Source organism: Sinimarinibacterium arenosum (assembly GCF_005047655.1).
In the GTDB taxonomy this organism is placed as follows: Bacteria; Pseudomonadota; Gammaproteobacteria; order Nevskiales; family Nevskiaceae; genus Solimonas.
Window position 1 is genome coordinate 308,941 of sequence record NZ_SUKF01000002.1, and the last position, 12,593, is coordinate 321,533.

The 12,593-nt window shown below is 63.5% G+C and carries 15 protein-coding genes; 1 reads left to right on the forward strand and 14 read right to left on the reverse strand.

Annotated elements, in window-relative coordinates:
• Positions 1-29: 29 nt before the first annotated feature.
• The 8 genes from E4T66_RS04920 to cysM are packed head-to-tail and all read right to left on the reverse strand — an operon-like array spanning position 30 to position 6,356.
• On the reverse strand, positions 30-821 hold the full coding sequence (locus E4T66_RS04920; protein WP_136847788.1) for an S-methyl-5'-thioinosine phosphorylase: 792 nt from the start codon (positions 819-821) through the stop codon (positions 30-32).
• Complete coding sequence (locus E4T66_RS04925) at positions 818-1,375, reverse strand: hypoxanthine-guanine phosphoribosyltransferase (RefSeq protein WP_136847789.1); 558 nt, start codon at positions 1,373-1,375, stop codon at positions 818-820. The genes E4T66_RS04920 and E4T66_RS04925 overlap by 4 nt, the downstream gene beginning before the upstream one ends.
• A 28-nt stretch (positions 1,376-1,403) precedes the next feature.
• On the reverse strand, positions 1,404-2,384 hold the full coding sequence (nagZ, locus tag E4T66_RS04930) for a beta-N-acetylhexosaminidase (RefSeq protein WP_248679441.1): 981 nt from the start codon (positions 2,382-2,384) through the stop codon (positions 1,404-1,406).
• Positions 2,368-2,865, reverse strand: a complete 498-nt coding sequence (locus tag E4T66_RS04935; RefSeq protein ID WP_136847790.1) for a L,D-transpeptidase — start codon at positions 2,863-2,865, stop codon at positions 2,368-2,370. Before E4T66_RS04935 ends, nagZ begins: the two co-directional genes overlap by 17 nt.
• The gene (locus E4T66_RS04940) at positions 2,853-3,338 is read right to left on the reverse strand and encodes a CYTH domain-containing protein (protein WP_136847791.1); all 486 of its coding nucleotides are present in this window, start codon (positions 3,336-3,338) and stop codon (positions 2,853-2,855) included. The genes E4T66_RS04935 and E4T66_RS04940 overlap by 13 nt, the downstream gene beginning before the upstream one ends.
• Positions 3,338-4,669 (reverse strand): 23S rRNA (uracil(1939)-C(5))-methyltransferase RlmD, encoded by a 1,332-nt coding sequence (gene rlmD, locus E4T66_RS04945; protein WP_136847792.1) that lies wholly within the window; start codon positions 4,667-4,669, stop codon positions 3,338-3,340. Before rlmD ends, E4T66_RS04940 begins: the two co-directional genes overlap by 1 nt.
• A 2-nt stretch (positions 4,670-4,671) precedes the next feature.
• Complete coding sequence (locus tag E4T66_RS04950) at positions 4,672-5,460, reverse strand: 3'-5' exonuclease (RefSeq protein ID WP_136847793.1); 789 nt, start codon at positions 5,458-5,460, stop codon at positions 4,672-4,674.
• Positions 5,461-5,465: 5 nt separating this feature from the next.
• Positions 5,466-6,356: a cysteine synthase CysM gene (cysM, locus tag E4T66_RS04955; protein ID WP_136847794.1), complete on the reverse strand. Its 891-nt coding sequence runs from the start codon at positions 6,354-6,356 to the stop codon at positions 5,466-5,468.
• Positions 6,357-6,390: 34 nt separating this feature from the next.
• On the opposite strand from cysM, the gene E4T66_RS04960 reads away from it, so the two are divergent.
• Positions 6,391-8,667, forward strand: coding sequence for an ATP-binding protein (locus tag E4T66_RS04960; RefSeq protein WP_136847795.1), 2,277 nt, complete (start codon positions 6,391-6,393; stop codon positions 8,665-8,667).
• Here E4T66_RS04960 and acpS read toward each other — a convergent pair.
• From acpS to E4T66_RS04990, 6 genes are read right to left on the reverse strand one after another with little or no spacing between them, the layout of a single operon-like run.
• The gene (gene acpS / locus E4T66_RS04965) at positions 8,664-9,110 is read right to left on the reverse strand and encodes a holo-ACP synthase (RefSeq protein ID WP_136847796.1); all 447 of its coding nucleotides are present in this window, start codon (positions 9,108-9,110) and stop codon (positions 8,664-8,666) included. The two genes, E4T66_RS04960 and acpS, sit on opposite strands and share 4 nt — an antisense overlap.
• Positions 9,107-9,838: a pyridoxine 5'-phosphate synthase gene (pdxJ, locus tag E4T66_RS04970; protein ID WP_136847797.1), complete on the reverse strand. Its 732-nt coding sequence runs from the start codon at positions 9,836-9,838 to the stop codon at positions 9,107-9,109. The genes acpS and pdxJ overlap by 4 nt, the downstream gene beginning before the upstream one ends.
• 54 nt (positions 9,839-9,892) lie before the next feature.
• Entirely contained in the window at positions 9,893-10,621 is a 729-nt protein-coding gene (gene recO, locus E4T66_RS04975) for a DNA repair protein RecO (RefSeq protein ID WP_136847798.1), read from the reverse strand.
• Between the two features lie 13 nt (positions 10,622-10,634).
• On the reverse strand, positions 10,635-11,522 hold the full coding sequence (gene era / locus E4T66_RS04980; RefSeq protein WP_136847799.1) for a GTPase Era: 888 nt from the start codon (positions 11,520-11,522) through the stop codon (positions 10,635-10,637).
• A complete protein-coding gene (gene rnc, locus E4T66_RS04985) occupies positions 11,515-12,213 on the reverse strand; it encodes a ribonuclease III (protein WP_136847800.1) in 699 nt (232 codons plus the stop codon). The genes era and rnc overlap by 8 nt, the downstream gene beginning before the upstream one ends.
• Positions 12,210-12,590, reverse strand: a complete 381-nt coding sequence (locus E4T66_RS04990; RefSeq protein ID WP_136847801.1) for a DUF4845 domain-containing protein — start codon at positions 12,588-12,590, stop codon at positions 12,210-12,212. The genes rnc and E4T66_RS04990 overlap by 4 nt, the downstream gene beginning before the upstream one ends.
• Between the last annotated feature and the right edge of the window lie 3 nt (positions 12,591-12,593).

Sequence of the window (12,593 nt, forward strand, 5' to 3'; positions counted from 1 at the left end):
CTACGGCCTGCCTGCAATTCGAGCAGAGATCAGACCGATTCGGAGTGAATTTCCGGCAATGCGGCCGTCAACAGCGCGCGCACCTTGCTCATTCCGTTTTCGATCGACTGCTCGATCTCCGCGTGGATATTGCCCAGACCTTTCACCCCCGCGGCCCAGTTCACGGATACCGCAATGCACGCGTAGTTCAGACCCAGTTCGCGCGCCAGCGCCGCTTCCGGCATGCCGGTCATGCCGATCATGTCAGCCCCATCGCGTTGCATCCTGCGCACTTCAGCCGCTGACTCCAGCCGGGGCCCCTGCGTCACCGCCATCACTCCCTGCCCGGCGATCCGCGTGGCGGATGCCCGCGCCGTATCGAGCAGCACCGAGCGCAGTGCCGGCGCATACGGCTGGGTGAATTCGACGTGATCCAGCGGCGCGCCTTCGCTGCCGTCGGAATAGGTGTGCTCGCGACCCCAGGTGTAGTCGATCAGATCGTAGGGAATGGCGATCTCGCCCGGCGCGAACCAGTCGGCGATGCCCCCGACCGCAGCAATTGCGATCACCGAGCGCACACCAGCATCGGCCAGTGCCCGCAGGTTGGCGCGGTAGTTGATCGCGTGCGGGGGAATTTTGTGACCCTCGCCATGTCGCGCCAGAAAGATCGCCGGCGTCGCATCCAGCATGCCGTCCAGCAATGGCGCGCTGGGGGCACCATACGGGGTCTGCGCCGCGTGCTGTGCGATAACCTGCAGCCCGGGCCACTGATTCATGCCAGTCCCGCCGATGACAGCGACCCGCGCCGCAGCGCGCTGCGTGTTGGCCCCTTGCTCGTTCATAGTCCCTTGACCGCGTAGATGGCCGGCAGCTGCCGCCAGTACTCGTGGTAGTCCATGCCGCAACCGAAGACGTAGCGATCTTCGACTGACAGCCCGATGTACTCGGCGTGGGCCCCTGTCGCACGACGCTGATGATGTTTTTCCGCCAGCACCGCAACGGCCAGCGACGCCGGCGCCAGTGCCTGCAACTCGGCCCGAATCGCGACCAGTGTGTGACCTTCATCGAGGATGTCGTCGATCACAACAATGTGGCGACCGCGAATGCGTTCAGGAGCCGGACGTCGCTTCCACTCGAGGCCGCCACCCTCAGTGGCACCGCGATAGCGCGTCGCGTGCAGGTAATCGATTTCCAGCGGAAACTGCAGCCGTCCGCTGATCTCGGCCGTGGCCTGCACGCCACCGATCATCACGCACAGCAGCAGCGGATTGCGCTGCGCATAGTCCGCCGTCAGCGCCGCGGCAACGCGATCGTAAGCCTGCTGCACCGATGCGGCATCGTGAAGACAATCGGCCTCGCGCAACACCGCATGCGCCTGTTCGATGCTGACACTCATGTGGCCTCCGTGTTCACAGACCGCGACATCACTGCGGCCGTCGGTACATGCGCTTGATGCGATCGGAAGCAACCTTGCCCGGCTTCACATCCTTCAGCGCTTCGAGCAGTTCCAGCACGGCGGGACGATCGTTGCACACCGGCAGCATGTCGCAACCCGCGGCCAGCGCCATGCGCGCACGCTCCTCCATACTGCCGACCGCAGCCGCACCGCCCATCGACAGGTCATCGCAGAACAGTGTGCCGGCAAAGTCCATCTCGCGCCGCAGGATGTCCTGGATCCACTTACGCGAAAGCGACGCAGGCGTTTCGTCGACGCTGGGGTAGCGCACATGCGCCATCATCAGCGATTCAATGCCATCGGCGATCAGCGCTGCAAACGGCATCAGCTCGGTCGCCCGCAACTCGGCCTCGGAGCGCCGATCGATCGGCAGTTCGACATGCGAATCGGCGGTCACCGCGCCGTGTCCCGGAAAGTGCTTGCCGGTGGCGGCATGCCCGGCGGCATTGAGCCCGGCACGAAACGCCCGCGCCAGCTCAACCACGATCTCGCAGCGATCCGAAAATGCGCGATCACCAATCACGGTACTGACACCGTGATCGATATCGAGCACCGGCGCAAAGCTGAGGTCGATGCCGAAGCTCGACAGCTCGGTGCCGATCGCAAGCCCCGCCGCTTTCACATCCAACAACGCCTGCTGCGCGTCTTCGCAGTAGCGCTGACCAAAGCCACGCATCGAAGGCACGCGCGAGAACCCGACGCGAAAGCGTTGTACGCGCCCGCCCTCGTGATCCACCGCCAACAACAACCGCGGACTGCGCAGCGACAGGATCTCGTCGCACAACGCCTTGAGCTGTTGATGATCTCGGTAGTTGCGGGTGAACAGAATCACGCCGCCCACCAGAGGATGGCGCAGAACTTCGCGGTCCTCCTCGGTCAATTCCAGACCGCCGACATCAACCATCAGCGGACCCAACAGGCCTTTGCTTTTGTTATTCGTGGAGTTCAACTTCGGTTCCGATACTGATCCATTCATACAGCTCGATGATGTCGCGATTGCGCATCCGCACACAGCCCTTCGACCCCGGCACCCCTAGACTCTCTTCATGTGGGGTGCCATGGAGATAAATGTAACGCCTGAACGTATCCACACAACCGAGCCGGTTACGTCCCCGCTCGGTTCCCGACAGCCACAGGATCCGGCTCAGAATCCAGTCGCGGCCCGGAAATTGTGCATCCAGCTCCGGACTCCAAACCTCGCCGGTCCAGCGACGCGCCCGCAGTACGGCGCCCGAGGGCAAGCCAGCGCCAATTTTCGCACGGACAATGTGTCGTCCGCGCGGCGTTCCGCCAGAACCATTGATTTCGCTGTTGCCGGTCACCCCGGTCGATATCACATATTCGGCGTCCAGATGTTCTGCATTCCAGGCGCGCAGCCGCTGCGCGCGCAGATCCACTTCGACATGCCGCGCCACGGTCAACGGCACCATTCGTCCGGCCAACCGCAATAGGGCTGCAGCGCCAGATCGTGGTTGTAGTAGCGCCGGGCGTCGGTGACTTCCCGCCCCAGCCAATCGGGGCGCACAAAGTCCTGGTCCGGATCGCTCAACTCGACCTCGGCGACGATCAGGCCGGCGTTATCGCCGAGAAACTCATCAATCTCCCAAGTGACGCCATCGCGTTCGATGTAGTGCCGGATTTTTTCCAGTCGCCCCAGACACAGGGTCTGCAGAATCTCACGGCCCTGATCATAGGGAATCGGATATTCGTACTCGGCACGCGCGCTGCCGATGACCGCCGCCTTGATGTTGAGGTTGGCATGACGGTCATGCAGACGCACACGCACCGAGGCGCGACCGCCCGCGCCTGACAGATAGCCCTGACGCAACTCGCTGGAGCGTGAAACTTCGGCGCGCCAGCTGTCACCGAGGACCAGAAACTTGCGTTCGATCTCCAGCGCCATCAGACGCCCCGGACGAACAAGGCCATGCTTTCGACATGACCGGTATGCGGGAACATGTCCATCACGCCTGCACGAACCAGTCGATAGCCGTGCTCATGCACCAGCATGCCGGCATCGCGGGCTAGTGTGCCGGGATGGCACGAAACGTAGACGATGTGCGACGGCTTGCGCGCCGCGACGATCGGAAGAATCTCGCGGGCCCCGGCGCGTGGCGGATCCAGCAGCACCTTGTCGAAATCATCGCGCAGCCAGTCAACGTCGGCGCCGGTCGTGAACAGATCGGCTTTTTCAAAGCGCACATCCAGGCGGTTGCGCGCAGCATTGGCGCGGGCCCGGCGTACCAGTCCGTCTTCGCCCTCGACTGCAATCACGCGCGCGCCACGCCGCGCCAGCGGCAGCGAGAAATTGCCCAGGCCGCAGAACAGTTCGAGCACACGATCGCCGGACTGCAAATCCAGCCAGTCCAGCGCCTGATTGACGGTCTGCTGGCTGATCGCGCCATTGACCTGGATGAAATCGGTCGGCTCGAACTGCAGCGACAGCTCGGAGCCATCCGGCGAATAGCACAGCGCCGGCGCGTCATCGGACAGTGGCCGGATCGTGTTCGGACCGCCCGTCTGCAGATAGATCGAAAAGCCCTGCGCCTCGCCGAACGCCAGCAAGCGTGCGCAGTCCGCCTCGGTCGGCGGGTCCAGCACACGGAACACCAGCGCAACGGTATTGGCACAGGCAATTTCGATCTGCGGAATCCGGTTTGCGATTGAAAGTGTCTCAATCATTGCCCCGATCACACGCAGCTTCTGCCCGACCCGCGGATCCAGTACCACACAGCTGTCGAGCGCTGCCAGAAAATGACTGCTACGTTCGCGAAAGCCCACCAGCACGCCGCCTTTCTTCGGCACCAGCTTGACGCCAAGGCGGGCGCGGCGGCGATAACCCCAGACCGCGTCTGCACCGACCCCGACGACAGGCGCTGCAACTTCGGCCGGCTGCACCTTGCCGATGCGCGCCAGCTGATCAAGCATCTGCTTCTGCTTGAACGTGACCTGCTGCGGTGGATCCAGGTGCTGCATCGAGCAGCCTCCGCACAGTCCGAAATGTGCGCAGCGTGGCTCGACGCGATGCGGACTGGCGCGCTCGACGGCAACGCATTGGCCCTCGTCGGCGTCCTTGCCCATCTGCACATAGCGGAACTGAACCTGCTCGCCCGGCAGCGCGTCGGCTATGAATGTGGCCTTGCCGTCCACTCGGGCAACGCCACGGCCCAGATGATTGAGATCAACGATCTCGGCCGGAAAGTCCCCGGCCGGCATCGGCTTGCGTCTGCGCATCGTCAGGCAACCCAGCCTTCGAGAAATTCGGCCCAGTGCGGGGCATCGCTGGCTTCAAGCAGCTGGCGCACACGAGCTTCCTCCTGGGTATGTGCCTCGTGACTCAGATGTCCGCGCATCAGCTCAAAACGCAGGTAGACCAGATAGGTGTTCAGCACGTCGGTTTCACAATAGTCGCGGATGTCGCGCAGGCGACCTTCGCGGTAGGCATCGAAGACTTTGGATCCATCCATGCCCAGCTTGCCCGGGAACCCGAGCAACTGGGCGATTTCGGTCAGCGGCGCATTCTGGCGCCCGCTATACATCGCCAATACGTCCATCAGATCGGTATGGCGGAACTGGTAGCGGCTGATGTAGTTGTCCCACTTGGTCTCGCGATCAAACTGGCCGCTGTCCCAGTACTTGGGGGCGACGCAGCCATGGATCAGACCGCGATAATGCAGCACCGGAAGATCGAAGCCGCCGCCGTTCCACGACACCAGCACCGGGCGATACTTTTCAACGCCGTCGAAGAAACGCTGGATCAACTCACCTTCCTCGGCGTCTTCGTCACCGATCGACCAGACCCGGAAGCTGTCGCCGTGACGCAATGCGACCGAGATCGCCACCACGCGCTGCAGGTGCGCGGGCATGAAGTCATTGCCTTTGTGCGCCTGGCGCAGGGTCTTCATCGCCGCCCAGACCTCGGCATCGTCCATCGCCTCGAGATCATGAATGCGGCGCCCACCATCGAGATCGGGAATCGTCTCGATATCGAACACCAGAACCGGTTCGCGCAGTGGATGTGCCATACCGCTCAGGACGGAAACACGCCAGTGGAAATATAGCGGTCGCCACGATCGCAGACGATGCTCACTACGGTCGCGTTTTCCACCTGCTTGCAGACTTCCAGCGCAGCCCACAGGGCGCCACCGGACGAGGGGCCGCAGAATAGGCCTTCGAGCTGGCCGGCGGCGCGCATCGTATCCTCGGCATTGACCGCGCTGACCTCGATCACGCGGTCGACGCGCTCGGCCTCGAAAATCTTCGGCAGATAGGCTTCCGGCCATTTCCGGATGCCCGGAATCGACGAATCACCGTCCGGCTGCACACCGACGATCTGCACCTCCGGGTTCTGCTCCTTGAAGTAACGCGCGCAGCCCATGATCGTGCCGGTCGTTCCCATCGCCGAAACAAAATGCGTGATCTTGCCCTGGGTGGCCTTCCAGATTTCGGGAGCAGTGCCTTCGTAATGTGCCCGCGGATTGTCCGGGTTGCCGAACTGGTCGAGCACCCGGCCCTTGCCGTCGGCCTGCATCTGCAACGCCAGATCGCGCGCACCCTCCATGCCCTGCTTCTGCGTGACCAGCCGGATCTCCGCGCCGAAAGCCTTCATCACCGCACGCCGTTCCGCTGACATGTGTTCCGGCATGATCAGCGTCAGTTTGTAGCCCTTGACCGCTGCGGCCATCGCCAGCGCGATCCCAGTATTGCCGCTGGTCGCCTCGATCAGCACGTCACCCGGCTTGATCTCCCCGCGCTCTTCGGCTCGACGGATCATCGAATACGCAGGCCGGTCCTTGACCGAGCCGGCGGGGTTGTTGCCCTCGAGTTTGACGAGTAGCGTGTTGTTGCCAATCCCCGGCAACCGACGCAGTTGGGCCAGGGGCGTATTGCCGATAAAGTCGGCGAGTGTGGGATAGCTCATCGGACGGATTTTAGCTGGCACGGACCTGAAACGGGTGAAACGAACCGAAACCATGGGGTATCCCAGCCGCTGGCCACCGGGCTCGCGACGTCTGCTGCTGGCTGCTGCAGCATTGGTCGCGGCTGGAGTTCTGCTGTGGGTACCGCTGACCACGCTCGATCCGGATCAGCAACGGCTGGCGGTGCTGAGCCTGCTGCTGCTGGCACTGATGCTGATCGCCGCTGCTGCGACCAGTTCGCGACGTGCATTGGGAACCATTTCGCGCGGCTTGCACGCGCTCGCGCAACAACGCACCGACGGCCGCCTGCCGGAGGACCTGCCCGGCAATGCCGCCGAACTGGCCCGCGCGACCAATCGCATCACCCAGCAGTTGAACGAATTACGTACCCGGCTCGACGACCAGGTGACAGAGCAGACTTTGCACCTGCGCCAGGAGCGGGACCGTCTGGCGGACATGAATCAGAAGCTGCGCGGCGCGGCAGCTCAGGCCCAGGACGAAGCGCGCGCACAGAGCGAGCTGCTGTCCAGCCTGTCGCATGAGCTGCGCACCCCGCTGACCGGCATCCTCGGCTATGCCGACCTGCTGCGTCGATCAGGTCTCAATGGCGAGCAGTCGCAGCAGCTGGATACGCTGGAAAAGTCCGGCCAGGCGCTGCTGACGATGATCAACGATCTGCTCGACTGGAGCCGGATCGAAGCCGGGCGCCTGCGCCTGAATGCCGAAACCTTCGACGTTCTGGATTCAACCGAAGACACCTGCGCACTGCTTGCGCCGCTGGCCTACGACAAGTCGCTGGAGCTGGTGCGCATCGTCTATCACGACGTTCCGCGTCAGCTACGCGGCGACCCACAGCGGCTGCGCCAGATCCTGACCAATCTGCTATCGAACGCGATCAAGTTCACTGACGCCGGAGAAGTTGTCCTGCGCGTGATGCGCGAGCGCGAAGATGGTGGCCGTGTGTGGCTGCGGTTCTCCGTATCGGACTCAGGCATCGGCATCTCGCCGGACCAGCAGGCACGGTTGTTTCAGCCCTATCGGCAGGTTGGAAAATCCAGCGGCGGCACCGGCCTCGGCCTGTCGATCACGCGCAAGCTTGCGGAGCTGATGGGCGGCGAAACCGCGCTGGAAAGCACGCCCGGCAAAGGCTCGACCTTCAGCGTGCTGCTGCCATTCCGGCTGGTGGCCGAATCCGAATCGGCGGCAACCCATGACGCGCGTCTGCGCGATCGACTGGTCTGGTTGTTCGAGCCCCACGCAACCGCGCGGCTGGCGCTGGTGCACTGGCTCGAATTCTGGGGCATGCAGGTGCGCAGCTTCAGCGCCGCCAAGAGCCTGGCGGATTCGCTGCAGCAAGTCTCCGCAGAGTCACGACCTGACCTGATCATCCTGGGACTGAAGCCGGACGACGCCGACAAGGATGCCAACGTGCGCAGAATTCTTGCCGCCTGCGCCGAACATCAACCCCCGCTACTGGCGCTGGTCGCGTCGTCGGCGCTACCGCTGCACGACGCTCTGCGCGACGCGGGCGCCGCGGCATGTCACCCGAAATCCGTCGGACGCCGACGGCTGCATGACGAGATCCTGCGCCTGACCCTCGACCGCGGCGCTCCGCAGGTGAAGCCGTTGCAAGGACGCAGCGCGCTGGTCGCCGACAACAATGCGATCAACCGCCGCTACCTGAGCACACTCTGTCGCAGTCTGGGTCTCGAAGTCGTCGAGGCGGCCGACGGCGATGCCGCGTTGCAGCTCTGGCTGCAAACGCGGCCACCGATCGTATTGCTGGATGCGCACATGCCGAAGATGAGCGGCATCGAATGCGCCCGCGCCATCCGCAAGGCTGAAACAGGCCCTCCGCGCTGCCGTATCCTCGCCGTCAGTGCGCATCTGGAGCCTGAGGAACGCAGCGCCTTTACCCAGGCCGGCGCGGACAGCATTCTGATCAAGCCTTTTGACGAGCGCGAACTGCTGCGCAGTCTGGAACCCGGGCTGTCCGGACCCAAACCGGTCGCGGCCCAGCTCACCACGGACCCGGAGCTGTTGCAGCTGCTGCGGGAAGAGTTGCCGCAGCAGTTCCTGGATCTGGAACGCGCCTTCGGCGAACGCAATCTGGAGGCCGCACGAGACGCGGCGCATACGCTGCGCGGCACCGCGGCGTTCTATCATCTGGCGAGCCTGCGCCAAACCACCTCGGCGCTCGAACAGTGGCTGCTGCGCACCACCGGACTGCAGCCGGGCATGCAAAGCCGTCGCGAGCTAGACAACGTGCGGCGTGCCGTCGACGACACCTTGGCCGCGATCCAGCGTCCCTAACCGCGGTCGGGCTGGCGCGCACGCTCCAGCACGACATAGGCGCAAACCATACCGCCATCGTCGCTGAGCGAAAGATGTGCGGCGCCAATGCCTTCGCGTCGCAAGCGGGCCTGCATGCTGCGGCTGAAAATCAGCTTGGGACGCCCGCTGTGCTCACGAATGACCCCTGCATCGCGGTAGCCGACCCCGGAAAACCCGGTCCCCAGCGCCTTGACGAAAGCCTCCTTTGCCGCGAAGCACATCGCGAGCGCACGGGCGGTATTGGTTCGCGCGCGCACCTCGCGCAGCTCGGCCGCACAGAGCAACTTGACCAGCACACGCCGGCCATGGCGATCGAGCAGACGTTCCATCCGTTCGACACGCAGGATATCGACGCCGACGCCGTGCAGCTGGCCGGCAACGCCATCCGTGGCAGCGGGCACCGCCGGCGCGCGGGGCTTCACGCGCCGCGCGCAGCAGTCATCGCCTGCCGCATCTCCGCCACCGCAGCGGGCAAGCCGACGAATACTGCGCGCGCGATGATGCTATGCCCGATGTTGAGTTCGACAATCTGCCGGATGCTGGCGATCGACCCGACGTTGTCACAGGTCAGACCGTGGCCGGCATGCACCTCGAAACCGGCGTCCGCCGCCGCAGCCGCAAACGCCACAATTCGTTTCAGCTCGGCATCCCGCTGACGACCGCGGGTATCGGCATAACGGCCGGTGTGGATCTCCAGATGCGGCACCCCCACCGCAAGCGCCGCCTTGAGCTGGGCGGGCGACGGATCAATGAACAGCGACACCTCGATCCCGGCCTTCTGCAGACGACGACACGCGACCGCCACTGACGCCTGCAGCGACGCAACATCCAGCCCGCCCTCGGTCGTCAATTCCTCGCGCTTTTCCGGCACCAGACAGGCGTAGCGCGGCTTTACGCGGCAGGCAAACGCGACCATCTCGTCCGTCACCGCCATTTCCAGATTAACCGGTACCGGCGAGCGCTTCTGCAGCCGCCTGACATCGTCAGGCTGGATATGACGCCGGTCCTCGCGCAAGTGGATCGTAATGCTGTCGGCGCCGGCGCCGGCACACAGCAATGCGGCCTCGACCGGATCCGGATAAGCCGTACCGCGCGCCTGTCGCAAGGTGGCGACATGATCGACGTTGATACCGAGACGGAGGCGCGACATCTGATTGAACCGGGTTGGACTGGCGCAGAACAATAGCCCAAGCCACGCGCCGAATCACGTGGCCGGCACATCACCAGGGGGTGCCGGCCGGCCGGCACGCAGCTCACGCAGCAGACGCGGCGTACGCAGCTCACGGCCTCCAAGCTGGCGCCGCAACGCCCCCTGCAACAGATGCCGCGCATCCCGGCGCGCGGCCTCGTGGTCCAGACATTCGTCGCGCAGGGCGATCAAATGACTCCCGGCATAGGCGGGCGCATCATCGTCATCCACGACGATCGGTCCGGAATCCCAGTCGTAGCGATAACGACGTTCGGAGCGCAATTCGGCGCCCAGCATCAGGCCATAGCCGATATCCGCCAGCAGACGTTTTTCGAACACGCGCAGTGCGGCCTGGGCCTGGGCGTCGCTGAGCGCCAGCAGCGGCAGCAATTCCGCATAGCTGGCATACACAGAAGGATGCGCATCGTGGCGCTGCAACAGACGCAAGATCAGCTCGTTCAGATACCAGCCGAAAAACACGCGCTCACCGCGTAGCGCCACCGGCGGCGCACAACTCTCGGCAGCCGTCATGGTCCCGACTTCGCCAGACAATCGCCAGGACAACAGCAGCGGCGTAAACGCCTGCAGCTGGCCACGCAGCTTGGCCCGGGGCGCACGCGCGCCGCGGGCCACCAGACCAACACGGCCATGGTCCGGGGTAAATGCCTCAATCAGCAGACTGGTATCGCCGTAAGGGCGCGTGGACAGCAGGTATGCCGGTTGCAGCAGCACACGGCCACTCATCGCAGCCGCAACCTCAGTCGCGACCGCTCAGGCCAAAGCGGCGCAGCGCCTTGAGATCGTCGCTCCAGTTCTCGCGCACGTTGCACCACAGCTTGAGAAACACCTTGCGTCCGAACTCCCGCTCGAGATCGCGGCGCGCTGCCGTCCCGATCTTTTTCAGCGTCTCGCCGTTCTCGCCGATAACAATCTTCTTCTGACTGGCGCGCTCGACCCAGATCACCGCACTGATGCTGTCGAGATTGCCGTCGCGCTCGTAGTGTTCGACTTCAACCGTCAACGAGTACGGCAACTCCTGATGCAGATTCCGCGTCAGTTTTTCACGCACGGTTTCGGCGACGGTAAATGCATCGTCATGCGCCACGACCTGCCCTTCCGGATAGAACGGCGGCCCTTCCGGAATATGCTTGAAAATCTCGGCTTCCAGACTGCGCAGATTGTCGGACTTGGTGGCAGACACCGGAATCACGAAGGCGAAATCGCGCATTGCACCAAGGCGCTGCAGTTCAGGCAGCAGCTTTTCCTTTTCAGAGATGCGATCGACCTTGTTGACCACCAGTCCCACCGGCGCATTGCACCGCTGCAAGCGTTGCAGGACGGCTTCGTCCTCTGCGGTGAAGTGACCACATTCGACCACGAACAGCACCAGATCGACATCATGCAGCGCACCCGCTGCCGACTCATTCATTGCACGATTCAAAGCCCGCTTCTGCAGGCTGTGTAAACCCGGCGTATCGACAAACACGACCTGACCGTGCGCGCGGTGCAGCACGCCCTGAATGCGGTGCCGTGTCGTCTGCGGTTTGTGTGAAACGATGCTGACCTTGCGCCCGACCAGCGCGTTGAGCAGCGACGACTTGCCGACATTTGGCCGTCCGGCGATGGTCACGATCCCGCTATGCATGGTCTGGTCCTGATCCGATCTGTTCCAACTGCTTCAGCAGCATTTCCGCCGCACGTTGCTCGGCGATTCGCCGGCTACCGCCGCGCGCCTCGGACCCGAGTTCGGCATCCGTCAAGGCGCAGCGCACATGAAACCTCCGCGCATGCGGCGGCCCGTCCTCAGACAGCACCGTGTACAACGGCAACGGCCGCGCCCGCGCCTGCAGCCACTCCTGCAGCCGTGTCTTGGCGTCCTTCAGACGCTCGGGATCCGGCAGCGTATCAAGCAGCGCCGTGTACAGGCGCAGGGCCGCTGCGCGTGCTTTTTCAAAACCGCCGTCGAGAAAGATGGCTCCGAGGATGGCTTCAAACGCATCAGCAAGAATCGAATCGCGACGAAAGCCACCCGACTTCAACTCGCTTTCGCCCAGCTTCAGAAACTCACCCAGCTCGAGCTCGCGGGCGAGCTTCGCCAGCGTCTCTTCGCGAACCAGACTCGCACGCAACCGCGACAGTGCCCCCTCCTCGTCCCGCGGTTTGCGCGCGTACAGCGCGTCACCGATAACGAAGTTCAGCAATCCGTCGCCCAGGAATTCAAGTCGCTCGTTGTTATGCCCGGAATAGCTGCGATGGGTCAGCGCCTGTTGCAGCAATTCGGGCTCCGCAAACTGATAGTCCAGCCGCTGCTGCAGTCTGTTCAGTAACTCGCTCAAGACCCGACGTTGCTCAGAGGAACATCGTCAGCGAACTCGATCACCAGCGAGATGTTGTAGAACAGATGCTCGCGGGCTTCGTACTCGTAGCTCAGAAAGCGCCCACCTTCAGTCCGGCGGACTCTGACCTCGGCAGGAGTCAGATAATCGATACTCTCGATATCCCAATATCGTCCCAGAGCCTTGCGCAGCACAACGACTTCAGCCTTGCCGTTTTCCGGATCCGCAGCGACTTTGTTGATCGAGCTGGCGATCTTCATCTGGTTCAGATAGATCGGCAGACACTTGACCACCACGATCGCAAAGAACGCGATGATGCCAAGCACGAACAGCAGGCCGAACCAGCCCAAGCCCCGTTGACGATTCCGCATACGCATACT